23 protein-coding genes and 3 pseudogenes are annotated in these 23615 nt (G+C 66.4%); 11 read left to right on the plus strand and 15 right to left on the minus strand.

Annotated features, from left to right (window positions below; all coding sequences use genetic code 11):
• Positions 1-65: 65 nt before the first annotated feature.
• The 3 genes from B9C43_RS49755 to B9C43_RS49765 are packed head-to-tail and all read left to right on the plus strand — an operon-like array spanning position 66 to position 3915.
• Positions 66-2150, plus strand: coding sequence for an MMPL family transporter (locus B9C43_RS49755; protein WP_084434297.1), 2085 nt, complete (start codon positions 66-68; stop codon positions 2148-2150).
• Positions 2150-3259 carry a sensor histidine kinase gene (locus B9C43_RS49760; protein WP_084434345.1) on the plus strand — a complete coding sequence of 370 codons (1110 nt, stop codon included), beginning with the start codon at positions 2150-2152 and terminating at the stop codon, positions 3257-3259. The genes B9C43_RS49755 and B9C43_RS49760 overlap by 1 nt, the downstream gene beginning before the upstream one ends.
• Positions 3256-3915 (plus strand): response regulator transcription factor, encoded by a 660-nt coding sequence (locus B9C43_RS49765; protein ID WP_084434298.1) that lies wholly within the window; start codon positions 3256-3258, stop codon positions 3913-3915. Before B9C43_RS49760 ends, B9C43_RS49765 begins: the two co-directional genes overlap by 4 nt.
• Before the next feature lies 1 nt (position 3916).
• Here the strand turns inward: B9C43_RS49765 and B9C43_RS49770 are convergent, their stop codons facing one another.
• On the minus strand, positions 3917-4441 hold the full coding sequence (locus B9C43_RS49770; protein ID WP_143447164.1) for an EF-hand domain-containing protein: 525 nt from the start codon (positions 4439-4441) through the stop codon (positions 3917-3919).
• 118 nt (positions 4442-4559) lie between these two features.
• Here B9C43_RS49770 and B9C43_RS49775 point away from each other — a divergent pair, with 118 nt between their 5' ends.
• Together B9C43_RS49775 and B9C43_RS49780 are read left to right on the plus strand one after the other, a co-directional pair.
• The gene (locus B9C43_RS49775) at positions 4560-5858 is read left to right on the plus strand and encodes a family 43 glycosylhydrolase (RefSeq protein ID WP_084434299.1); all 1299 of its coding nucleotides are present in this window, start codon (positions 4560-4562) and stop codon (positions 5856-5858) included.
• On the plus strand, positions 5858-6754 hold the full coding sequence (locus B9C43_RS49780; protein ID WP_200826061.1) for an endonuclease/exonuclease/phosphatase family protein: 897 nt from the start codon (positions 5858-5860) through the stop codon (positions 6752-6754). The genes B9C43_RS49775 and B9C43_RS49780 overlap by 1 nt, the downstream gene beginning before the upstream one ends.
• Here the strand turns inward: B9C43_RS49780 and B9C43_RS49785 are convergent.
• Positions 6735-7142 (minus strand): RidA family protein, encoded by a 408-nt coding sequence (locus B9C43_RS49785; protein ID WP_084434301.1) that lies wholly within the window; start codon positions 7140-7142, stop codon positions 6735-6737. The two genes, B9C43_RS49780 and B9C43_RS49785, sit on opposite strands and share 20 nt — an antisense overlap.
• A gap of 50 nt (positions 7143-7192) precedes the next feature.
• Here B9C43_RS49785 and B9C43_RS49790 point away from each other — a divergent pair, with 50 nt between their 5' ends.
• Positions 7193-7807: a TetR/AcrR family transcriptional regulator gene (locus tag B9C43_RS49790; protein WP_084434302.1), complete on the plus strand. Its 615-nt coding sequence runs from the start codon at positions 7193-7195 to the stop codon at positions 7805-7807.
• On the opposite strand, the gene B9C43_RS49795 is transcribed toward B9C43_RS49790, so the two are convergent.
• From B9C43_RS49795 to B9C43_RS57980, 3 genes are all read right to left on the minus strand, one after another.
• On the minus strand, positions 7772-8140 hold the full coding sequence (locus B9C43_RS49795; protein ID WP_084434303.1) for a cupin domain-containing protein: 369 nt from the start codon (positions 8138-8140) through the stop codon (positions 7772-7774). The genes B9C43_RS49790 and B9C43_RS49795 overlap by 36 nt on opposite strands.
• A 187-nt stretch (positions 8141-8327) precedes the next feature.
• Positions 8328-8507 carry a hypothetical protein gene (locus B9C43_RS57975; protein WP_200826062.1) on the minus strand — a complete coding sequence of 60 codons (180 nt, stop codon included), beginning with the start codon at positions 8505-8507 and terminating at the stop codon, positions 8328-8330.
• A 36-nt stretch (positions 8508-8543) separates the two neighbouring features.
• Complete coding sequence (locus B9C43_RS57980) at positions 8544-8870, minus strand: hypothetical protein (protein WP_200826063.1); 327 nt, start codon at positions 8868-8870, stop codon at positions 8544-8546.
• Here B9C43_RS57980 and B9C43_RS57985 point away from each other — a divergent pair.
• Entirely contained in the window at positions 8864-9283 is a 420-nt protein-coding gene (locus B9C43_RS57985) for a type 2 periplasmic-binding domain-containing protein (RefSeq protein ID WP_200826064.1), read from the plus strand. The genes B9C43_RS57980 and B9C43_RS57985 overlap by 7 nt on opposite strands.
• Here B9C43_RS57985 and B9C43_RS49810 read toward each other — a convergent pair.
• Positions 9259-11484 carry a sensor histidine kinase gene (locus B9C43_RS49810; RefSeq protein ID WP_084434305.1) on the minus strand — a complete coding sequence of 742 codons (2226 nt, stop codon included), beginning with the start codon at positions 11482-11484 and terminating at the stop codon, positions 9259-9261. The two genes, B9C43_RS57985 and B9C43_RS49810, sit on opposite strands and share 25 nt — an antisense overlap.
• A gap of 105 nt (positions 11485-11589) precedes the next feature.
• On the opposite strand from B9C43_RS49810, the gene B9C43_RS49815 reads away from it, so the two are divergent.
• Positions 11590-13071, plus strand: coding sequence for a CehA/McbA family metallohydrolase domain-containing protein (locus B9C43_RS49815; protein ID WP_084434306.1), 1482 nt, complete (start codon positions 11590-11592; stop codon positions 13069-13071).
• A 55-nt stretch (positions 13072-13126) separates the two neighbouring features.
• On the opposite strand, the gene B9C43_RS49820 is transcribed toward B9C43_RS49815, so the two are convergent.
• From B9C43_RS49820 to B9C43_RS49840, 5 genes are all read right to left on the minus strand, one after another.
• A complete protein-coding gene (locus B9C43_RS49820; protein WP_084434307.1) occupies positions 13127-13714 on the minus strand; it encodes a TIGR03086 family metal-binding protein in 588 nt (195 codons plus the stop codon).
• Positions 13715-13829: 115 nt separating this feature from the next.
• Positions 13830-16064 (minus strand): catalase/peroxidase HPI, encoded by a 2235-nt coding sequence (katG, locus tag B9C43_RS49825; protein WP_084434308.1) that lies wholly within the window; start codon positions 16062-16064, stop codon positions 13830-13832.
• Between the two features lie 19 nt (positions 16065-16083).
• Entirely contained in the window at positions 16084-16515 is a 432-nt protein-coding gene (locus B9C43_RS49830; RefSeq protein ID WP_033387557.1) for a Fur family transcriptional regulator, read from the minus strand.
• Between the two features lie 110 nt (positions 16516-16625).
• Positions 16626-17774, minus strand: coding sequence for a Rid family hydrolase (locus B9C43_RS49835; protein ID WP_084434309.1), 1149 nt, complete (start codon positions 17772-17774; stop codon positions 16626-16628).
• A gap of 14 nt (positions 17775-17788) precedes the next feature.
• Complete coding sequence (locus B9C43_RS49840; RefSeq protein ID WP_084434347.1) at positions 17789-18553, minus strand: SDR family NAD(P)-dependent oxidoreductase; 765 nt, start codon at positions 18551-18553, stop codon at positions 17789-17791.
• 249 nt (positions 18554-18802) lie between these two features.
• Here B9C43_RS49840 and B9C43_RS59825 point away from each other — a divergent pair.
• Positions 18803-19033, plus strand: a pseudogene (locus B9C43_RS59825) (oxidoreductase); the annotation flags it as partial.
• A 98-nt stretch (positions 19034-19131) separates the two neighbouring features.
• Complete coding sequence (locus B9C43_RS49845) at positions 19132-19797, plus strand: oxidoreductase (RefSeq protein ID WP_268811633.1); 666 nt, start codon at positions 19132-19134, stop codon at positions 19795-19797.
• Positions 19798-20012: 215 nt separating this feature from the next.
• Here the strand turns inward: B9C43_RS49845 and B9C43_RS49850 are convergent, their stop codons facing one another.
• From B9C43_RS49850 to B9C43_RS49855, 4 genes and pseudogenes are all read right to left on the minus strand, one after another.
• A complete protein-coding gene (locus B9C43_RS49850; protein WP_235039299.1) occupies positions 20013-21344 on the minus strand; it encodes a M24 family metallopeptidase in 1332 nt (443 codons plus the stop codon).
• Positions 21345-21375: 31 nt separating this feature from the next.
• A complete protein-coding gene (locus B9C43_RS59830; protein WP_268811634.1) occupies positions 21376-21507 on the minus strand; it encodes a hypothetical protein in 132 nt (43 codons plus the stop codon).
• A gap of 42 nt (positions 21508-21549) precedes the next feature.
• A pseudogene (locus B9C43_RS60315) lies at positions 21550-21873 on the minus strand (hypothetical protein); the annotation flags it as partial.
• A 49-nt stretch (positions 21874-21922) separates the two neighbouring features.
• Positions 21923-22864, minus strand: a pseudogene (locus B9C43_RS49855) (ABC transporter permease); the annotation flags it as partial.
• A 58-nt stretch (positions 22865-22922) separates the two neighbouring features.
• Between B9C43_RS49855 and B9C43_RS49860 the strand changes: the two are divergent.
• On the plus strand, positions 22923-23612 hold the full coding sequence (locus tag B9C43_RS49860; protein WP_033387576.1) for a helix-turn-helix domain-containing protein: 690 nt from the start codon (positions 22923-22925) through the stop codon (positions 23610-23612).
• The last annotated feature ends 3 nt before the right edge of the window (positions 23613-23615 follow it).

Genomic DNA, 23615 nt, shown 5'->3' on the forward strand with positions numbered 1-23615 from the left:
TTCAGTACGCGAAGTGTCTGCGGGCGCATGACGACAGCTGGGTTCGCGGCGACGAACCTGACCAGGTGGCTAATTTCCTGTACCGGCTGGGCTGTTTCGCATTTCGACGGCGCTGGCATGTCGTTGTGGCGTGGGTGCTCGTCCTTGGCGTTGTCGGTTTCGCGTCGAGCACGGCGTCGGAGCTGCCTGATGATTCGCAGTCAATGCCGGACATCGAGGCGCAGCGCGCGTTCGAGCTGATGCAGCAACGGTTTCCTGGCAACGCCGGGAATCCTGACATGGCCACGGCCCGGATCGTGTTCGTCGCCACTGCGGGCGAAAAGGTCACCGACACGGAAAACCGCGCGATCATCGAACGTGTCGTCACCGAAGTCACGCACGGAAGCCAAGTTGCCGGTGCGGTAAGCCCTTTCCAAGGCCGTGCTGTCAGCGGGGACGGATCGACGGCGTACGCGACCGTCACCTACACCGCAAGCGCCGACACGATTTCCGACGATACGAAACAACGCCTACGTGATGCCGTCGACCAAGCACGGACAGCAGGTTTGACGGTGGATGTCGACGGACCGATCCTGGCAAGCGAACCGTCGATCGGCGGAGTCAGTGAACTGGTCGGCATCCTGCTCGCCGCGCTGGTCTTGCTGATCACGTTCGGGTCGGTCGTGGCCGCCGGGCTGCCCCTGCTGACCGCCGTACTGGGGGTCGGCATCAGCCTGCTGACGATCTTCGCCGTCGGCAGTGTCTTCGGCCTGTCCTCGACCAGCAGCACGCTGGCGTCCATGCTCGGGCTGGCGGTCGGCATCGACTACGCGCTGTTCGTGGTCTCCCGTTATCGCGAGGAACGGGCCAACGGGCATTCGCCGCAGGAGGCCACAGGTCTGGCGGTGCGTACGGCCGGTTCGGCGGTGGTCTTCGCCGGGCTCACCGTCATCATCGCGTTGGCCGGGCTGTCGGTCATCGGTATCCCGGCGGCGGCCATGATGGGCGTTGCCGCGGCCGGAGCTGTCGCGGTCGCGGTGCTCATCGCGTTGACGTTGGTTCCCGCGCTGCTGGCGTTCTGCCCGAACACCGTTCTCGCCCGGCGGCGCCCCAAGAGCAGTAACGGTGCTCGGTGGGTGGGGTTCGTCCTGCGGCGGCCAGTGTTGGTGCTGCTGGCGTCGGTCATGGGGCTGGCCGTGCTTGCCTTGCCGGTGCTCGGCCTGCAGCTCGGTATGCCCGGGGACGAATCCAAGTCGACCGAGACCACCGAGCGCCGGGCCTACGACGCCTTGGCCAACGGGTTCGGACCCGGGTTCAACGGTCCGCTGACCATCGTGGTGGACGCCCAAGGCACGCCCGATCCCAAGGCAGCGGCGCAGTCCGTCGCCACGAAGATCGCCGGCACGCCTGGCGTGGCGACCGTTTCGCCACCCCGGTTCAGCCCCGCTGGCGACACCGCGCTGTTCACGGCGATCCCGGCCACCGCTCCGACCAGCGAGGCGACGAAGGATCTCGTCCGGCGGATCCGTGCCGACCGGACCTCCACGTTCATGGTCAGCGGCACCACAGCCGTGAACATCGACGTCGCCCAGAAGGTGCTGGACCGGCTGGCGGTGTACCTCGCGCTCGTGCTCGGCCTGGCTTTCCTGCTGTTGCTGGTGATCTTCCGGTCCCTGCTCGTGCCGCTGAAGGCCGTCGCCGGGTTCCTGCTGTCGGTGTTCGCCTCACTGGGCGTGGTTGTCGCGGTCTTCCAGTGGGGCTGGGGCGCCGAGCTGATCGGGCTGCACCAGACCGGGCCGATCATCAGCATGATGCCGATCGTTCTGGTGGGCATCATCTTCGGCCTGGCCATGGACTACGAGGTGTTCCTGGTGGCCAGGGTGCGGGAGGCGCACACGCGCGGCGAACCCGCCCGCCAAGCCGTGGTCACCGGGTTCCGGCACAGCAGCCGGGTGGTGGCGGCCGCCGCGCTGATCATGATCGCGGTGTTCGCCGGGTTCGTCGGCGGCGACTTGCCGATGATCAAGATGATCGGGCTGAGCCTGGCCGCCGCGGTCCTGTTCGACGCGTTCGTCGTCCGGATGACCATCGTGCCCGCTGTTCTCGCGCTGCTGGGCGAACGAGCGTGGTCACTGCCACGGTGGCTGGACCGGGCATCATCGAGGGTGTGATGAGGACCAGCTGGCGTCAGTACGCCAACGACCATCCCCGTGTCGTCGACGCGGCCTTGATCGCCTTGTTGCTCCTGGCTGAGTCCGGCACCGCGACGCTCAACAGCAACCTGCCGGACGCCGTCGGCGACCTGGGCTGGTCGTCCGCTCTTCCACTGGCTGCAGCCGCCTCACTGGCCCTGCTGTGGCGACGCAGCCATCCCCGGGCGGTCGTCGTGTTCACGGCACTGTGCGTCACGGCTATGGGAGGAGTGGGCTACCTGATCACACCCTTGAACCTCGCACCGGTCATGGTCGCGTTGTACGAGTTGGCCATGCGCGTTCCGGGCAGGACAACGCGCCTGTACTGCGTAGGTGTCACCGCGTTGATCGTTGCCGCGTCAGTGCTGGGCAATCAGTACGGCTATCCGTGGCCACTGGTTATCCTCAGCCCGATCTTCTTCCTGCCGCTGCCAGTCGTTCTTGGCGCGACCGTGCAGCTACGCGCGCGCCACCATGTCACCGAAGAACGCCTACGGATCGCACGCGAGCTGCATGACGTCGTTGCCCATCACATGGCATTGGCCAACGCCCAGGCAGGCACAGCAGCGTATCTCGTCCGCTCGCGGCCCGATCAGGTCCAGCAGATCCTGACCGAACTCACCGGAACCACAGCCACCGCACTGCGCGAACTGAAAGCCACGGTCGGCTTGCTGCGGCACACCGACGACACGAGTTCGCCCCTCGAACCCGCGCCGGGACTCGGGCGGTTGCCGGAGCTGACCGCGTCGTTCGCCTCAGCTGGACTGACCGTCGAGGTCACCATCGACGGCATGCAACAGCCGCTGCCCCCGGACGTCGACTTGGCAGCGTTCCGCATCATTCAGGAGGCACTCACCAATGTCACCAAACACGCCGAAGTGGACACCGCGGGCGTTCGTCTGTCCTATCGCGACAACCGGCTGACGATCACTGTGGACAATCACGGCAAGCCTGCCACCGTGGGCGCGGGCTTTGGCCTCATCGGCATGCGCGAGCGTGCCCGTTCCGCTGGTGGCCAGTTCCGCGCCGGGCCACGTCCCGAAGGCGGGTTCACCGTCGTCACCGAGCTGCCGATACTGAGCCGATGACCATCCGCGTCCTGCTCGCCGACGACCAAGCACTGTTGCGGAGCACTTTCCGGATGCTGATCGAGTCGAATCCGGACATGGACGTTGTCGCCGAGGCCGCGGACGGCGGCGAAGCCATCGCGCTGACCCGGCGACACCGGCCTTCTGTCGTTCTGATGGACATTCGGATGCCCGGCACCAATGGTCTGGCTGCCACCGCCGAGATCTGCGACGACCTGAGCCTGTCCACCACTCGGGTGTTGATCCTGACCACCTTCGAAACCGACGAATACGTCGCCAAGGCTCTGCGTGCGGGCGCCAGTGGCTTCCTGGGCAAGGATGTCTCAGCCGACGCGTTGCTCGACGGCATCCGTACCGTCGCCGCAGGCGAAGCCCTCCTGTCCCCTGCTGCCACTCGAGCGCTGATCGCCCGGTTCCTGGCCACACCCGAACCGGAGGCGCCCATCGCGGAACTGGCCGCACTCACCGCCAGGGAACGTGAGGTCATGGTCATGGCGGCGGAAGGCAAGTCCAACACGGAGATCGCCGGCCACCTGGTCGTCAGCCCGCTGACGGTCCGCACTCACATCCAGCGCGCGATGCGGAAACTGCACGCCCGAGACCGCGCCCAGTTGGTCGTGATCGCCTATCAGACCGGCTTGGTGCGGCCGCGGTGACTCACGCCGCGAGCGGGCCGAAGACCAGAGTGCCTGGCGCGTCGGCGTTGTCGCCCGCCCAGAACTCCAGCCACAGGGTGCTGAACTCGGCCCGCGACAATCTGCCGTCGCCGTCGGTGTCCAATGCCGGGAAGATCGAGTCCGTGTCGGTGGCCTTGCCGTTCCACGCCTCGATCATCTGACGGTACTCGCTCGCCGAGACATATCCGTCCCGATCCGCGTCGATCGCCTCGAACATCGCCGCCGCGGTCCCGACCACCGCGTCCGGCATGTCCGGCAACTGGTCCACGACAAGCAAGACCTCATCGAGGGTCACCTTGTCGTCCCGGTTGGTGTCCGAAGCGGACAGCAGGGTCTGCCACCAGCCGAGCATGATCCGCGACAGCAACTGCGCGTCCCCGCTGCGCAACGCCGTCCACCTGTCGGCTAATGCCTGGAAGTCGCGTTCTTCAAGGAATCCGTCGCTGTCCACGTCCATCGCGGTGAAGACGCTCTTGACCTTGCGCCGTTGCAGATCGCTCGCCATATCGCCCACCGTAGGCCGAACGGAGCAAAGCCCGCGTCGGCCAATCAGGCGAACGGTCTGGCTTGAAGTGAAAGATTGACTCCTTTCGTAGGAGAACTAGTTGCTGTATGACGAATGTATGCGCAAGCTGTTGGTCCCTGCCGTCCTCATCCTCGCCTTCAGCAGCACCGCCGCCGCGGACCCGGTGATTGACACGGTGACGCCCGTTTCGGCGATCAACGCCGATTTCCCAGACCCGGACGTGCTTCAGGTCGGGTCCACTTACTACGCCTACTCCACCAGCAGTTGGGCGGGGCGCGTCCCGGTCGCCACCGCCCCGTCACCTGCCGGGCCATGGTCGGTACAAGGCGACGCCTTGCCTGCCAGGCCATCCTGGGCAGCTGGCGACCACGGGTTCTGGGCGCCGGACGTCTCCCGCCGCGCGGACGGCCTGTACCTGATGTATTTCACCGGCAGGAGCACCGCCAACGGCCGGATGTGCATCGGTGCGGCGACGTCCGCTGGTCCAACCGGTCCTTTCCAGGCCACCGGCAACAGTCCGCTTGTGTGTGACCCCGCTGAGGGCGGCGCCATCGACCCGAGCAGCTTTGTGGACAGCAATGGCGCGCGGTACCTGCTGTACAAGAACGACGGCAACGCGGTGCAAAGGCCTGCGATCGTGTGGCTGCAACAGGTCGCGGCGGACGGCGTGAGCCTCATCGGCGGCCGGACCGAGTTGATCCGCAACAACCACCCGGACGAGCATGGCGTCATCGAGGCACCGGTTCTCGTCCGCCGCGCTTCGCAGTACGTCCTGTTCTACTCGGGCGGCGTGTTCACTGGGAACAGCTACTTCACGAGCTATGCCGTGTCACGGGGGATCAATGGCCCGTACACCAAGGCATTCCGGCCGCTGATGACCACCCAGACGGTCAACGGCGCGGTACAGGGACCGGGTGGCGCGGATGTGCTCGGCGAACGGATTTTCTTCCACGGCTGGGTGGATCGCACGCGGTGGATGTACGTCGCGGAGCTGGGCTGGGCCAACGACTATCCGGTCGTGCGCGGCAGCCGGGTCGTCTACGAAGCCGAGCGGGGCGCGATCAACCACGCCGAGATCCGCCGGAACGTGCCCAACGCGTCGGACGGCGCGGTGGTGGCCAAACTGGACTTCGCCGACAGCTGGGTGGACATCACGGTGTACGCCCCAGGTTCGGGCAACTACACCGTCCACGCCCGGTACGCCGCCGGTTTCGGTGACGCGCAGCACCTCGTAACGGTGAACGGCGGGACACAACATGTGGTGAACTACCCGAATTCCGGCTGGGACAACTGGCGAGTGGCCGCCCTGGACGTCAACCTGGTGCCTGGCTGGAACACCTTGCGGTTCCAGCACCTGACCAGATGGGCGGAACTAGACCAGATCGAGGTGGCCTGATGCTCCTGCGCGTCGTCGGTGCCGTACTGGCCGGCTTACTGCTTTTCCCTGTCACACAGGCATTCGCGGCCGAGAACCCGGTGATCGGCCCGGCTCGGGGCAACGCGCTGCACGTCATGTCGTTCAACCTGCGGTACGCCTCGGACAGCGAGCCGAACTCGTGGCCGGCTCGCCGTCCGGTGATGGCCCAGTTGCTGCGCCGCGAACAGCCGACCGTGATCGGCACTCAGGAAGGCCTGTACGGGCAGCTGAAGGACATCGAGCGGGACCTGCCGCAGCACTACGACTGGATCGGCGTCGGGCGGGCCGGTGGCAGCCGTGACGAGTTCATGGCGATCTACTACGACACCCGCAGGCTCGAACCGATGGAGTTCGACCACTACTGGCTGTCCGACACGCCGAACGTCGTCGGCTCGAAGTCATGGGGCAACAACGTGATCCGGATGGTCACCTGGGTCCGGTTCGCCGATTCGCGCTCTGGCAGGCAGTTCGTCGTGGTCAACACGCACTTCGACCACGAGTCGGAGAACTCACGCCTGCGCAGCGCCGAATTGGTGCGAGACCGGATCAACGCGATCGCACCGGGCCTGCCGGTCGTGCTCACCGGCGACTTCAACGCCGCGGCGCAAAGCACGCCGACGTACGACATCCTGATGTCGGGTGCCGGATTGACCGACACGTGGCCCGCGGCGGCCGAACGCCGGACACCGCTGTACGCCACGTTCCACGGCTACCGCCCATTGGTGCCCAACGGTCCCCGGATCGACTGGATCCTCACCCGCGGCGGCATGACGATCCAGGCCGCGGCCATCAACACCTACGCCAGCAACAACCAGTTCCCGTCCGACCATCTTCCTGTGCAGGCGTTGGTAACCCTCAGTCCAACACAGCCGTAGCCTCGACTTCGACCAACAGATCCGGTTCGCCCAACGCCGACACACCGATCAACGTGATCGGCTTGACCGGATCCACCCCGAGCTTTTCCGCGGCGCGGGCAACCCCTTCGCCGAGCAACGGAAACTTCTCCGGGCTCCAGTCGACGACATAGACAGTCAGCTTCGCCACGTCGTCGAACGAACCGCCGATCTCGGACATCGCCCGGCCGATGTTCAGATAGGCCTGTTCGACCTGCGCGGCCAGGTCGCCCTCGCCAACGGGGTTGCCCTCGGCGTCCCGGGCGACCTGGCCTGCCATGAACACCATCCTCGATCCCCGCGCGATCGAAAGCTGCCGGTAGACATCGGGTTTCGGCAGGCAGTCCGGGTTGACCAGCTCGACGGCCATGTTTCCTCCTCAGCTCGCTGCCCTGACTATAGCATTGCTATGCTATGGATATGGTCAGGACCAAGGATCCGGCGGTCCGGTCCCTGCTGATCGCACGGGCCGCTCACATGCTTCGCGTGCGCGAGCCCGTCACGCTGCGGTCCCTTGTCGACGGAACCGGTGTGTCCACAATGGCCGTGTACACGTATTTCGGCAGCATGGACGGATTGTGGCGAGCGGTTCGCCAAGAAGGTTTTCGCAGGCTGGCCACCCGTCTGGAGACAGTCGGCAAGACGCGCGACCCGGTCCGTGACCTCGCCGCGCTGGGAGCTTCGTACATTTCCCACGCGTTGGCCGAACCCGACCTCTACCGGGTCATGTTCGACGCCGGGTTCGAACTCGAGGATCCCGAGCAGGCCGACCAGACCTTGCACCACCTGGTCGAGACCGTGGAGCGAGCGCAGTCCGGCGGGCGGTTGCACGCCGAGGCCGACCCGTTGACGCTGGCGACGCAAAGCTGGGCCATCGGACACGGCCTGGCTTCCCTGGTCACGGGAGGTCCGCTCCCCCACGACGCGCTCGCCAACGGCGTGCCGATGCTGACAGCGCTCTACGTCAGCAACGGGGACGATCCTGTCCGATGTCGACGGTCAGTCGCCCGTGGCTGGCGGGACATGGCCGCCTAGGTACTTCAATTCGATCAGCCTGCAGTGGTACGGGGTCGTGCCGCGGTTGGTGAGCATGTGCACCTCGCCGGGCTCGCGGTAGACAACACCGCCGAGTGGCTCGTGCACCAGCCTTGGCTCGCCACCGTCAAAGGGATCGATCCGGTTGTCGGCAGGCCCGAGGGAGATCACCACGTACGGGTTGAGGTGCTGGTGCCACGGCTGCTGCTCGCCCGGCTCGAGCACGATCTCCCACACCCGGACGTGTTCGTTCTCGAACACGATCGTCTGGCCGACCGGGGCGAGGGTCACCTGCGAGCCGTCGGACGCGGTGACGACGGTTCCTTCGGACATGGGTCTCCTTCCAGCGGGGAACTGGCCTGCCGACAGCGCCTTCGTACAGTTCCGCAGCGACGTCGTGATCCGCCTGCGGATCGAACGCCGCCAGTGGATCATTCCGGCGCACGATCGCCAGACCGGCGACCACAGTCTTGCCGAAAAGAATCACCGCTTCCAGGCCGGTCCCTGGAAGCGGTGCTCGTCAGACGAGGCCGATCTGCTGGTAGAACGTCTGGTTGTCCCAGAACAGGAACTCTTCGTCCATCGTTCCGCGCCTGTTCCAGATGCCTACCGTGGCCATGTTGATCGCGTACTTCCTGCCGGTCGGCTGGATGAAGCCGCCTTTCCCGTCGGGCATCGGCCGGGTGAAGGTGCCCTGCATGACGCCGGTGACCGCGGTGAGCTCGTTCGTGGCCAGTCACAGCGGATGCGAGAGGATCCGGGTGTCCGGAGCCCATACGAACAGCGCAGCCAGATCCTCGATGTGCTTGTCGATGCCGTCCGTGTAGTGCCCGTCCGGCCAGTGCACACGCACGTGCTGAGCGTGGCTCTCGCCGAGGCGGTCCCACTTCGCGTGCGTAAAGACGTCGAAATCCAGTTCGTCGAACGTCTTCAGGTGCGCGCGCTCTTCCCGGCTCAGGTTCTTGGGCAACGGCGGGTTCGGCACCGGGGTTGTCGCCGGATCAGGCATCGGGTTCCACCGGTGCTCCGATGTCGCCTCGGCGATGCTGGTCCCGCTTGCCACAGCTGTACCTCCTGCACTGGCGCGACGAGGAGTTCGTGCTGATCGGCAAGCGCGGCGAAGCTCCGTATGATCCGACGGACAACGCCCGGCGGTTCGTCGGTTATTCGGAGTCCATGCCCATGGCGCGCCGCTACTTCCGCACGTGCTGGGGTATCGCCGCTCCTGCACCCGTGCTGACCGTGCCCGATATGCGGACCGTGGCGTCAGCCGTTCGCGCGGGAGCGGGCCTGGCAGTGGTCCCGATGTACATAGCACAGCAAGGGATCGCCGACGGGAGCCCTCGAAGTGTTGCACACTCCGCCGAAGCCGGTGCTGAACTCGCTTCACCTGGCTACGCGCCGTGGACGGGAACACGAACCCCGGGTGCGCGCGGTGTTGAACCACCTCGTCACGTGAGCTGCCAAGTCGCCTGAATCCACCACCGGTCGCCGCTCTGCATTGCCGAGATGCTCACGCCGTCCGTGTCCGATGTGGACGTGTACGGCTCACACGCGGCCAGCACGCTGACTGTGACCGTCTCGTCTGTTCCCGTGACGGTCACGCGTGCTTTGCCTCGCGCGGTGGCCAATGCGGCGATGGTGGGTTCGGTCAGGCGCCTGCGGATCTGCGCGGGCAACGTCGGCCGCGTTCCGCGTTCGGCGAAGGAGACCGGGACACCAAGACGTTCGGCCGTCTCGATACACGCTCGCAATTCGTGCAGCAACGGGTCGCTCACCGTACTGCCCTCTGCGAACAGGCGGCGCATCCTCGCCGCCTCGACCGCGCAGGACCGCCGTACGGATTCCTCCGCCGGATCCAGCTCTCCAGAAGCCAAGCCCTGCAACAGCGGTACGGTCGTCTCCGCCAACCCCGCGTACCGCTGCTTGCGGTCCTCGTGCAGTTGCCGCGCGACGGCCTCGGCCGTGCGCAGCTGTTCCTCGTCGCGCGCGACCTTCGCTGAGCGAACGGCAAGTCCTCGCAACACCGCCGCGATCATGGCGATCGCCAACTGATACGTCAGCACAGCCCAGGTCGCGTTCACCACACCCACGACGGACAACGCCGCCTGCCCGGCGACCACAGCCACGCCGAACGTCATCAGGTACTGCGCGACAAGGACACTGGCGAAGACCACCACCCGGCTGTCCATCATCAGCAGCACTACCTGCCAACCGGCGTCACCTTCCGACCAGTGCGCGGGGCCTAGCAGGTACTCCGGTTTTACTGACACGGCACCGAGAATCGACAGGGCGAACACGAACGCCAACAGCACCCAGCGCGACCTGCCCAGCGGTTTGTCACGCCATGTCGCGACCGCCACCACAACGGTCACCGCGAGCAGACCAAGCCAGGTGACGTACTGTGGCCACATCGCGTGATAGGCGTCCTGGCTGGACAACAGCCTTGGCAAGTCGAGACCCAGCAGGATCGCCGTGCTCATCACGATGACGCCCCAGCGCAGACCGCGCTGGAAGGACGTGCCGATCAGTCTCGCGTCGTCACCCGACGGTTCCTCACGCCGCAGCGGGCACGTCATCCGGACCGTGGTTCCGCTGCCAGGGCTGCTGATGATCTCGGCGTTGCCACCGGCGCGTTTCGTCCGTTCCACCAAGGAACGGGTGACGCCATAACGATGATCCGGAACTTGATCGGGCGAGAATCCCTTGCCGTGGTCGGAAATCTCGACCGTGACAGTGTTGTCGTCCTTGAGCACGTGGATCTCCGCACGATCGGTGTCCGCGTGCCGGACCACGTTGGTCAGTGCCTCGCGTACCCCACGACTGAACAGGACCGCGTCCACCGCGGGTAATCGCACATCGGTGCCGCTCCAGGAGATCTGCAAGGTCGTGTGCGCGGCCACGTCCCGCAGGAGCTCCAGCAGGCCGGTCTCAGCGGTAGGTTCGACCTGCGATCCGCTGACCTCACGCAGATCGCGGGCCGCTTGTTCGGCAAGCCAGGACTCCCGCCCTTGCACCACCCCCGCGCCGACCATCAGCAAGGTCGCCGACGCGGTGTCATGCAACGCAGCCAAATACTCCCGTTCGTCGGCACGCCGCGCAGCCGAGACCGCCGCTTCACGACGCAACGACTCTTCCCGCTCGACAACCCGATCCGCCGCCCGCGCACTGCGCCGCACAAAGCGATAGAGCGCCCATGACAACACGACCTCGACGACCGTCCACACCACTACCGCTTCGCTGACCAGCCAACCACCCGGATCCGCCAGCCACGTCCCGGCGTAGTGCAGACCCACGAGCAGCACAGTGATCACGGCGAGAACCAGCCCACTGACCAACCAGGGATACGTGATCAAGGTGATCGCCATCGCGATCAACACCCATGTCCCGCCGGCCCGCGGATCAGACGTGACCGTCCAGAACTGGGTCAGCACGACCCCGGACAAGATGGCGACGTCCGCGGCCACCCACCAGTACCGCCGTGCGGCACGGGCCAAAATGTAGGCGTACCAAAGGTTCCAGACGTTGAGCCCGAGCACGACGGCCGTGGTGATCGCCTGGTTGGGCGCCGAGCCGAACAACAGCGACCACAGGCTGGACGTGCCGACCAGTACGAGCCGCAACCCCAAGGCGTAGCGCATTCCCCGCGGAAGCAGCTCACGCTCTGCCGAGCCCATCACACGCAGATCCTATCGACAGACCTGGTTCACAGGGCGTTCAAGATCGCAGCTGATACTCGCCCGGCCGCGTGTCGGCGCGGCGCGTATGAGGAGAGGAACACGATGACCGAGCAACGACGTCCCGGGCTTTCCCGGCGTCAACTGGTCAAATACGCCGGAGTCGGTGCGACGTTCGTCGCGTCGGGTGCGGCGGCCACGAGCGGTTCGGCTTGGGCTCAGGACGACGATGACCGCACCAGACATGGCGATTCGCGTAACCGGTCGTGGCGCGCGGGCGACCACCACGTGCATTCGGAGTACAGCGGCGAGTTCGACACGTCGGTCACGCCACCGCGGTTCCACAAGGGCGCCGACGCGGTGTACCCCATTGTCACCAACGCCATCATGGCCAAGCACTTCGGCCTGACCTGGGCGATGTGCACCGACCACGGCGGCCCGACGCACTCCAAGGTCAACCTTGAGCTCGCCTACCCCGACCTGCTGCGGTCACGCCAGCTCGTCCCCGAGGTCCTGCAGTTCTGGGGCATGGAGTTCGACACGCCCAAACTGGACCACCACACGCTGATGATCCCCCGGCACGACGACGAGGCGAAGCAGCTGTTCGAGCTGGAGAGCCGGTTCGCCAAGTTCGATGCGTTCCCCACGGACCCGGCACGGGACACCGAGGCCAAGATGATCGAGTTCCTCAAGGCCGCCAAGGACATGCGCGACAAGCCGCTGGTGATCGCACACCACACGTCCCGCTCGGCGACCGGTCTCGGTGTTTACGGCCAGGACACGCCACGGGAGTTCCGTAACGGCAACAACATCGCGCCGGAGATCTACGTCGGCTTCGAAGGCGCTCCCGGCCACCAGGCGGCTCCGCTGAACGGCGGAGCGCGCGGCGGTTACGGCAACCACCCGACGTACGGCGGCTACGACCAGATGACCGCACGCGTCGGCGGCCTATGGGACTCGTTGCTCGGCGAAGGCCGCAAGTGGTGGATCACCGCGACGTCGGACTCACACGTGCACTGGACCCGCGGTGGCGCCGACTTCTGGCCCGGCGAGTACAGCAAGACGTATGTGTTGGCGCGGCAGGACTACGGCGACATCATGGACGCGCTGCGCAACGGCCGGATCTTCGTCACCACCGGTGACCTGGTCACGACACTCGACCTGACCGCCAAGGGCCGTGGCCGCGAAGCGATGGTCGGCGAGACACTGATGTTGAGCCGTCGCGACCGCAACGACGTGGAGATCGAGATCAGGTTCCGTCCACTGCAAGGCAAGAACGGCAACGGCGAGCGCCCCGAGGTCCGCCGAGTCGACCTGATCGTCGGCAACGTCACCGGCGTCAACGCCAACCTGGACGCCGACACCAACCCGACGACGAAGGTCGTCGCACGCTTCGGCCCACGGGACTGGCGTCGCCAAGGCTCGGAGTACGTCATCCGCCACACCCTGCGCAACGTCGAGCAGGACCTGTACGCCAGGGTGCGTGGCACGAACACCGACGAGCTGGAGCCGTTGGCGGACGGCAAGGAGAACCCGTGGACTGACCTCTGGTTCTACTCCAACCCGGTCTTCGTCCGGGTCAGCTGACCCAAGAAGGTGAAGAGGCCCGTCCGGCTGTCGGACGGGCCTCTTCAGGCGGAACCTACGCCGCGACAGGCTCCCAGGCCGCGCGTCCCAAGAACGCCAGCATCCAGGTCTGGTCGTCGGCGTCCCCGGGAGCGGTGAGCTCAGGTCCGAAGAAACCCGGACGGCGCACCACGTTGCGGCGCCCCCAGTCGAACGCGATCGCCACCAGCGCCGGATCCAGCTGGACGCCCAGCCCGATCCCGTGGGCGATGTCCCACGTGTGCGTGACGGTGTCGGTGATCATCAGGGAGAGCAGTGCCGCCAACGACACCTCGCCGATCCCGGTGATGGTTGTCGTTCGTGCGAGCGCCTCCTCGGTCAACGTCGGCACCGAAGCCGCGCGCGCCGCCCGCCATGTCTCCACGGGGTCTTCTCCGGCCATCACACCTGGGTTCGGCGAGCCCGGGGCGCCTGCACGCTCCGTGTAATCCGCGCCAGTGGCCCAGGCTCGCAACTGGTGCTGGCCCCAGATGAGGTGGCCTGCCACATCCCGGACTGTCCACTCCGAACACGCCGAGGGCCCGTCCCACTGGTCCGGGCCGACCGCGCTCAACACCGAGTCGAGCTTGTCCTGTGCCTGCTGATACGACGTCATCGTGTCCATGGATTTCATCCCTTCCTTGAAGCGAACACATCCCAAGGACGAGCGATCCACCCGCGACTCGACACAAAAAGATGCCCAGGTCCGCAAAGACCTGGGCATCCGGTTTTTCAGCAGATCAGACGAGGTCGTACCGGTCGGCGTTCATGACCTTGACCCACGCGGCGGTGAAGTCCCGCACGAACTTCTCCTTCGCGTCGTCGCTGGCGTACACCTCCGCGACGGCCCGCAGCTCGGAGTTCGACCCGAAGATCAGGTCGACGCGGCTGCCGGTCCACTTGACCTCACCGGTGGCGCGGTCGACGCCCTCGAAGATCTCCCCGTCGCCGTTGACCGGCTTCCACTCCGTGCCCATGTCGAGCAGGTTGGCGAAGAAGTCGTTGGTCAGCTGGCCCGGCGTCGAGGTCAGCACGCCAAGCGAGGACTGCTGGTAGTTCGCGCCGAGCACACGCAGACCGCCGACGAGCACGGCCAGCTCGGGTGCGCTGAGGTTGAGCAGGTTCGCGCGGTCGATCAGCAGGTACTCCGACGGCAGGCGGTTGCCCTTGCCACGGTAGTTGCGGAAACCGTCGGCCTTCGGCTCGAGCGGGGCGAACGACTCGGCGTCCGTCTGCTCCTGCGAGGCGTCCGTGCGACCAGCGGTGAACGGCACCTGGACGTCGTAGCCGGCGTCCTTCGCGGCCTTCTCGACCGCGGCAGTGCCACCCAGCACGATCACGTCGGCGAGCGAGACCTTCTTGCCGGTGCTCTGTGCCTTGTTGAACGACTCCTGGATCTCTTCCAGCGTGCGCAGCACCTGGGCGAGCTCGTCGGGCTCGTTGACCTCCCAGCCACGCTGCGGCTCCAAGCGGATGCGGGCACCGTTGGCGCCGCCGCGCTTGTCGCTGCTGCGGAAGGTCGAAGCCGACGCCCACGCCGTCGTCACGAGCTGCGAGACCGTCAGGCCCGAGTCGAGGATCTTGCGCTTGAGCACGGCGATGTCCGCCTCGTCGACCAGCTCGTGGTCCACGGCCGGGACACGGTCCTGCCAGATCAGCTCCTCCTGCGGCACCTGCGCGCCGAGGTAGCGCTGGATCGGGCCCATGTCGCGGTGGGTCAGCTTGAACCACGCACGGGCGAACGCGTCCGCGAACTGGTCCGGGTTCTCGTAGAACCGGCGGGAGATCTGCTCGTAGATCGGGTCGAAACGCAGCGCAAGGTCGGTGGTCAGCATGCCGGGCGTGCGGTTGAGCGAGCCGTCCTCGGGGTCCGGCACGGTGTTGCGGGCCTTGCCGTTCTTCGGCGTCCACTGGTGAGCGCCGGCCGGGCTCTTGGTCAGCTCCCAGTCGTACTCGAACAGGTTGTGGAAGAACCAGTTGCTCCACTGCTTCGGCGTCGGCGTCCAGGTGACCTCGAGGCCACTGGTGATCGCGTCACGGCCCTTGCCGCTGCCGAACGTGTTGCGCCAGCCGAGGCCCTGCTCCTCGATGGAGGCGCCCTCCGGCTCGGGGCCGACGTACTTGTCCGGGTCGGCCGCACCGTGGGTCTTGCCGAACGTGTGGCCACCGGCGATCAGCGCGACGGTCTCCTCGTCGTTCATCGCCATCCGGCCGAACGTCTCACGGATGTCGCGAGCCGCGGCCAGCGGGTCCGGGTTGGCGTTCGGGCCCTCCGGGTTGACGTAGATCAGTCCCATCTGGACAGCGGCGAGCGGCGCCTCGAGCTGGCGGTCGCCGGTGTAGCGCTCGTCGCCGAGCCACGTGCGCTCCGGGCCCCAGTACACGTCCTCGTCCGGCTCCCACACGTCCGCGCGGCCACCGGCGAAGCCGAAGGTCTTGAAGCCCATGGTCTCCAGCGCGCGGTTGCCCGTGAAGATCATCAGGTCGGCCCACGAGATCTTGCGGCCCCACTTCTTCTTCACCGGCCACAGCAGGCGGCGCGCCTTGTCCAGGTTGCCGTTGTCCGGCCAGCTGTTGAGCGGAGCGAACCGCTGCATGCCCGCACCCGCACCACCGCGGCCGTCCTCGACGCGGTACGTACCCGCGCTGTGCCACGCCATCCGGATCATGAAGGGGCCGTAGTGGCCGAAGTCGGCGGGCCACCAGTCCTGCGACGACGTCAGTACGGCGTCGACGTCCTTCGCGAGCTCGTCGAGGTCGACGGTCTTGAACTCGGCGGCGTAGTCGAAACCCTCGTCCATGGGGTTGGCGACAACCGAGTGCTTGCGCAGGATCGCCAGGTTGAGCCGGTTCGGCCACCAGTCACGGTTGCTCCCACCCTCGGTGGGGTGGTTGAAACGCCCCGCGGAAACCGGGCACCCGCCGGCTTCCGGCTCGTTCATCTCACCAACGACGGCGTCAGGCTTGTCGGACACAGGAATCCTTCCAGGGTGTTCAGGAACTTGGAGAAGTGCGGCAGGCAGGGCACAGGCCCCAGTAGATGACCTCGGCTTCGTCGATCTGGAAGCCGTGGTCGTCGGACGCGGTCAGGCAGGGCGCGTGGCCGACGGCGCAGTCGACGTCGGCGATAGCGCCGCACGATCGGCATACGACGTGATGGTGGTTGTCCCCGACCCTCGCCTCATAGCGCGCCACTGAGCCCTGCGGCTCGATCCGCCGGAGCAGTCCGGCATCGGTCAACGCGCGTAACACGTCATAGACGGCCTGATGGGACACGCCGCCGAGTTCGTCACGCACAACACCGATGATCGAATCGGTGTCGGCGTGCGGATGGGCGTACACCGCGGACAACACGGCCAGCCGCGGGCGCGTCACACGCAGTGCGACTTCCCGCAACATCCGCTCGTAGTCCGTGGTGGTGGGCACGGCCGACAGTCTGCCCTGTTTTCTGGAATGAATCAAGTTTAGGAACGTGGTGTGTTTTCGCCCGATTACGGAAGCGGGGCCGACCTTAGCGAGTCGTCGATCATGGGCCGTCAGGCGGGCAGGTCATCCGGCACGATCGCAGTCGCGGCGATCTCGTGCAGATAGCCCTCCATCCACAGGCCCGGCACCGCGGCCGCGGTCCACGCGGGCGAATTCTCGCCGAGGTACTCGCGCGCCACCGACAGCACGCCTGGCAACGAGCGCGGATCCTTGTGGTACGAGTTGATTTCCACGATGTCGGCCATGGTCGCCCCGACGCCCGCGAGCGCCTCGCGCATGCATTCGAAGATGTAGACCGCCTGCTGATCCGGGTCTCCCGGCGCGTGGATGCTGGCATCCGGGTTGCACGCCACCTGACCGGCGACCGTGACGACACGGCCCTGCCGTTTGCGTGCCGCACCCGCGATCGGCAGCACGCCCTTCCACCAGATGCTGTCCGGCGTACAGCCCACCCGGCCACCACCGGACAAGTCGGCCAGCGCGTGGAACGTCCCCAGTGCGCCACGGACCATCAGGCCGGTCGATCCCAGGTGACTGGTCGTGGCCGACAGTTCGGTGTCCACTCCGGCCATCACCTCCGGGATGTACACGTCGTCCATTGTGGGCAGTGCACCGCGGATGTCCTCGTGGAACGAGGTGAAGTCGAGGACATCCGCGAAGTCCGCACCGGCCTGCTTCAGGCACTCCAGCATGCCCGCGTAGCACTCGCGGGCCTGCGCGACGTGGTCGAAGGGCGGTTCGACCGTACCGTCGAGTTTGGTCGCGAGCTGACCGCCGACGAAGACAAGCGGTCCTTTCACCACGGCCGCCGACATCGGGTAGTCGTCACGCCAGGTCTGCGCGTGGGGCGTGATGCACCTCTTGGGCTCGTCGCCGAGGTACGCCACCGCACGGATCATCACCAGGGCGTCCGGTGACCACGCGGAGCCCGTCAGTCCGGCAAGTGTCCACGCAGGAGGGTCGTGCGGGAAGAAAGGCCTTGCCACTTCGAGCACATCGGTGCACCAGCGCGGGTCCTTCACGAACGCCGTGACGTCCACAATGTCCTGCAGGCCGGCGTCGAACGTGCTGAGCAGTTCCTCGATGAGCCGCAGCACTTCGGTTGTCTGCTCACAGATGTCACCGCCCGCGGCCGGCGCGACCTGGCCGGAGACGAACACCAGGTTGCCTTCCCGGCGGACTGCGCTGAAGGGGTTCATGGCTTCTCCTTGGGTCAGCACGCGGCGTACCCACCATCCACGACAAGCGACGCACCCAGGACGTACCGGGACAGATCGGATGCCATGAACACCACGGCGTTCGCGATGTCCTGAGGTTCCCCGATCGCGCCGACCGGCGTCGCGTCGAGGGCTTCCCGTTCGAGCACCGGGTCTTCGAGACGCTTGGTCATCTGTGTCCGGGTCATGCCCGGCGAGACGATGTTCACCCGGATGCCGCGGGGCGCGAGTTCGATCGACAACGCCCGTGCCATGGCTTCGACGCCGCCTTTGGTCGCCGAGTACGCCGCCGTCTGCGGCCAGCCGATGGCCGTGACGTTCGACCCGACGAAGACGACCGACGAGCCTGCGGCCAGGTGCGGCAGCGCGGCCTGCGTCAGCACGAACGGCGCCCTGACATTGCTGCGGAACTGGGAGTCGAGACTGTCGACTGTGGCCTGGTCGAACGGCTTGAAGTCGAAGGTTCCCGCGTTGTTCACCAGGATGTCGATCTTCCCGAACCGTTCGACGGCGTGCCCGACCGCCCGTTGTGGACCGTCGTCTGTGGTCAGATCGACCGGGAAGGGCGAAGCCACGCCGCCGTCGGCCTCGATCGTGGCCGCGACCGCGCGCAGGCGCTGCTCGTCGCGCCCCAGTAGGACGACGTTGGCGCCACAGGCGCCGAAGGTCTCGGCGACGGCGACTCCGATGCCCGCGCTCGCACCGGTCACGACCACGGTGCGGTCACGCAGATCCACGTGAAGACGGGGGTCGGGAGACATCAGCACTCCTGCGGGCTCATGTTCAGCAAGACTGTTCAGTTCTGATGAACATAGCACCGTGTGGCGGGTTTGTGTAGCCCGCACCACCTCACCAAACCCTTGTTTCGTTCGCTATGGTTGAACACCATAAGGTAGTCACTAAACAGTGACTATATTCGGCTGACGAGGAGAGAAGCACCCATGACCAGCCCGTTCGAACCCGTCAAGCTCGGTGATCTGGTGCTGCCGCATCGCATCGCGATGTCCCCCATGACCCGCAACCGCGCCTACGGTCAGGTCCCCAACGACCTGATGGCCGAGTACTACGCGCAGCGTGCGAGTGCCGGAATCATCATCACCGAGGGCACGCAGCCGTCCGTCGTCGGCCAGGGCTACCTGAACACCCCGGGCCTGCACAGCGAGGAACAGATCCGCGGCTGGCGCAAGGTGACCGACGCCGTGCACGCACGCGGTGGCCGTATCCTCGTTCAGCTCATGCACAGCGGCCGGGTCGGACACCCCAGCCTGCTGCCCGACGGCGTCAGCCATGTCGGCCCGTCGCCCGTGCGCGCGACATCCAGGTCTTCATCGGCGACGGCATGGGTGCCGCACCGGTGCCGGTCGAGTTGTCCGAAGCCGACATCGCCGCAACCATCGAGGACTACGCCAACGCTGCCGCGAACGCGGTCGAAGCGGGCTTCGACGGCGTGGAACTGCACGGTGCCAACGGTTATCTCATCCACCAGTTCCTGTCGACGAACGCCAACCAGCGGACGGACAAGTGGGGCGGTTCTCGCCACAACCGCGTCCGGTTCGCCGTCGAGACAGCGAAGGCCGTCGCCGACCGGATCGGCTCACACCGCGTCGGTATCCGCCTGTCCCCTGGCGTGACCAACAACGACATCCACGAGGCCGACCCACACGAGACCTACGCCGAGCTCATCGACGGCCTCAAGCCACTGGGTCTCGCGCACCTGCACGTCTTCGAAGGCCCTTACCGGGACATCACACTCATGCTGCGCAAGGAGTTCGACGGCACGTTCATCCTCAACCCGTCCACCCCCGGCGCGTTCACCAGCAAGGAGAACCTGGACCTGATCGAGGACGGCACGGCGGACGTCATCACGTTCGGCGCCCTGTTCCTGGCCAACCCGGACCTGCCACGGCGCCTGGCCGAGGACAAGCCGCTCAACACACCCGACCCCACCACCTTCTACGGCGGCGACCACCGCGGCTACACCGACTACCCGACACTGTCGGACTGAACAGAAACCATGAGGCGGGCTGCGCAGAGCACAGCCCGCCTGATCATGGGTGCCACCACCGCCGTGTCCACCTTTCCGACACCACGAATCACCCGTTCCAACACCACGAGATGCACTTTCCGGCACCATGAAATGCCTCTGGCTCGGGGTGCCAGGGCATTTCATGGTGCCGGAAAGGTCGACACGGGGTGCCGGAAAGGTGGACACGCCTAGGTTTATTCGCCGCGGCCTGCTGTCGTGTTCAGGTGGGACTGCGCCTCACGCAGCAGGTTCATCGGGCCGTCCACAGTGTAGTACCGACGCCCGCCCGCGACGAGCAACTGCTCGGCCGGGAACTTGGTGATCACCTCGCAGCCGTCCGCCGTGACCACGACTTCCTCCTCGATCCGGGCCGCGCCCACACCGTCGGCCGACGGCCAGTACGTCTCCAGGGCGAAGACCATGCCTTCCTCGATGGTCTCCGGGTGGTCCAGGGACACCAGCCTCGAGAAGATCGGCTTCTCCCAAATGGACAGTCCGACGCCGTGACCGTACTGCAGGCCGAACGCCGCTTCCTCGTCCGCGAAACCGAATTCCGTGGCCGTTGGCCACAACCGGACGATGTCCGCGGTGGTCACGCCGGGTTTCACCGCGGCGATCGCGAGATCCATGTACTCACGTGCCCGCGTGTACGCGTCCCGCTGCGCGACGCTGGCGGAGCCGACCGCGAAGGTCCGGTAGTAGCAGGTCCGGTAGCCGTTGAAACTGTGCAGGATGTCGAAGAACGCCGGATCGCCCGGCCGGATCAGCCGGTCCGAATAGACGTGCGGGTGCGGTGAACACCGCTCACCGGAGATCGCGTTGACGCCTTCGACGTACTCCGAGCCGAGGTCATAGAGCTTCTTGGCGACCAGGCCGACGGTCTCGTTCTCCCGCACGCCGGGCCTGAGGAAGTCGTACAGGTCCTCGTACGCGGCGTCCACCATCGCCGCCGCGTGGGTCAGCAGCGTGATCTCCTCCGGCGTCTTGATCCGGCGGGCCTCCATGAAGACCTGCTGCCCATCGACCACGTTGATCCCGGCTTCCTGCAACGCGAACAGCACAGGCGGCTCGACCACGTCGATGCCGAGCGGCTCACCGGACAGGCCGTGCGCGTCGAGTTCCCGCTTGATCTTGGCCGCGACCTCACGTGCGATCCCGGCGTCCGGGTGGAACGCGCCCCGCAGCGTCGAAATGCCCGCACGAGCCCGCGGCTCGCCTTCACCGTCCATCAGCCACGGGTTGTGCAGCTGGTGGTGGCGCGCCGCCGAACCGAAGTCCCACGAGATGGGCTTGCCCGTCCGGGTCAGCAGGCTGAACCGGATCAACTTGTCCATCGCCCAGGTGCCGATGTGGGTCGCGGTCATGTACCGGATGTTGGAGAAGTCGAACGCGAGGACCGCGCCCAGCTCGGAACGCTCGAGCTGGGCGCGCAACCGGTCGAGGCGGCCGCGCCGCAGCCGGTCGAAGTCCACCCGTTGCTCCCAGTCCACGGCCATCGTGCCCGATGTCGCCGTCGCACTGCTCACGATTCTCCCCTTTTCCTGTGGAGTGACACGATCACTGGCTTGCCGAGGCAGTGAATCCTTCCGGGTACAGATCGGCGTTCGCCGTGGGCGAGCCGACGTCCGCCTTGCTGAGCGCGGGCGCGGGCAGGCACGTGGTCGCAGGCGGTTTCTCACCGTTCAGCACGCTGACGGCCCTGGCCAGGGTGATGTAGCCGAGCTTGACGTTCTGCACCGAGGTGGTCGCGGTCAGGCTGCCGTTCTGCAGTGACTTCATCGCGGTCGGCTCGTACCCCGTGGTGATGAACGGAATTCCCTTGAACTGAGCGGGAATCGACTCCGGCAGCAGCTGGTAGTAGTACACCGAGTACACCCACTTGATGCCGGGGTTGGCCTGCGCGGCGTTGGTGAAGTCCTTCAAACCCTGTGCCGGGTCCACCGGCTGCGTCGGGGACGCCACGATCTTCAGGTTGGGGTACTTGGCTTTCAGCTGGTCCTCGAACCCGGCGACCCGGCGCAGCGACCACGTGGTGTTGGCCGGTCCCGCGATCACGACGCACGCGCCGCCTTGCCTGCGTCTGGGCGAGCAGGACGGCCAGCACCAGCACGCCGCCGGTGATCATCTGCTGGGTGAACTCGTCCACCGCGCTGATGTCCAGGCCGGTCGTCAGCACGGTGAACAGCGAGACGCCCAGCACGACACCGAACAAGCGCCCGACGCCGCCGCCGATGACCACGCCGCCGATCACCGCGGCGGCGATGGACAGCAGGTCGTAGCTGAGTCCCAACGCCGCCTGCCCGATGCCGACGCGGGCTGACAGCAGAAGCCCAGCCAACGCCGACAGCACACCGCAAAGGCAGTAAGCCGCTGCCTGGACCGCCGCGACCGGGACACCGGCGAGCTTGCTCGCTTCCGTGCTGCCGCCGACCGCGAAGAGGTAGAGGCCGAAGCGCAGGCGTGCCGTGATCACCCATGCGACGACGAGCACGATGATCGCGACTCCGACACCTGCGGGCAGCACTCCCCCGCTGCCGAGGTACTTGGTGAAGACCGGATCGAGGCCGGACACCGATTGCCCACCGGCCAACAGGTTCGCGTAGCCGGTCAGGAACGTCAGCATGCCGAGCGTGGCGACGAACGGACTGATTTTGAAGTACGCGATCAACACGCCGTTGACGGCACCGACCACCGCACCGCAGCCGATACCCGCGGCGATCGCTGTGCCCGGCGCGGCGCCGTTTTGCATCAGCAGCGCGGAAATCGTGCTGGCGAAGCCCATCGTGGCGGCGACCGAGAGGTCGAACCCGCCGACGACGAGCGCGAACATCTGCCCGACCGAGACGACCAGCAGGATGCTGCCCTCCCGCGACATGTTGTCGAGGTTGGTCAGATCCGCGAACATCTCCCCCTGGCTGACGGTGAAGTAGCCGACGAGCACCACGAGTGCGACGAGGATCTGCAGCTCTGCCCGTCCGCCCCGAAATACCCGGGTTAAGTTGAACTGAACGCCCGGCCGCACCGCCGAGGTTTCACTGTCCACCATGGTTGAACACCATGCGCCTGTGTACGATGAAAGTCAACAGTCCGGGAGGAGACGAACCGTGCAGCTGTCACGAGTAGCCGGCGACGAGGCCGAACGCGGGAACGTACTCGGGGATATCGGCTCCCGGCTGCGAAAAGGCCGCACCGACGTCGGTATCAGCGTCCGCGAACTGGCCCGCAAGGCAGGTGTGTCGGCCAGCCTGGTCAGCCAGATCGAGACCGGCAAAGCCCGCCCGTCGGTAGCGACGCTGTACGCCCTCGTTCAACACCTGAACCTGACCGTCGACGAACTGTTCGAGCAAACTCCGGCAGCCGAAGCCACGCAGGCACCTAGTGCCCCGGAACCCGCCCCGGCCGCCACCACCCCGCCCGCCGGCTTCGCCGTGATGCGCAAGCTGATCAGCGCCCCGCTGGTGCAGCAGGCGGAGAGTCGCGGGCTGCTGAAGCTCGAGGGCGGCATCACCTGGGAGCGGCTCACTCCTTGCGACGTGCCTGGAGTGGACTTCCTCAAGATCACGTACGACGTCGGCGGAGCTTCGTGCGCGGACGGCTTGCGCCAGACGCACAACGGCCACGAGTTCGGCTACCTGCTCAGCGGCCGCCTCTGCGTCACCGTCGGCTTCGACACGACGGAGATCGGCCCCGGCGACTCGATCTACTTCGACTCATCGACCCCTCACCGGTTGTACAACCCCGGCAATGAGCCTGCTGTCGGGATCTGGATGGTGCACGCGCCTTTCGCCGAATGACCG

The organism is Kibdelosporangium aridum, assembly GCF_900176515.1.
GTDB classification, from domain to species: Bacteria; Actinomycetota; Actinomycetes; order Mycobacteriales; family Pseudonocardiaceae; genus Kibdelosporangium; species Kibdelosporangium aridum.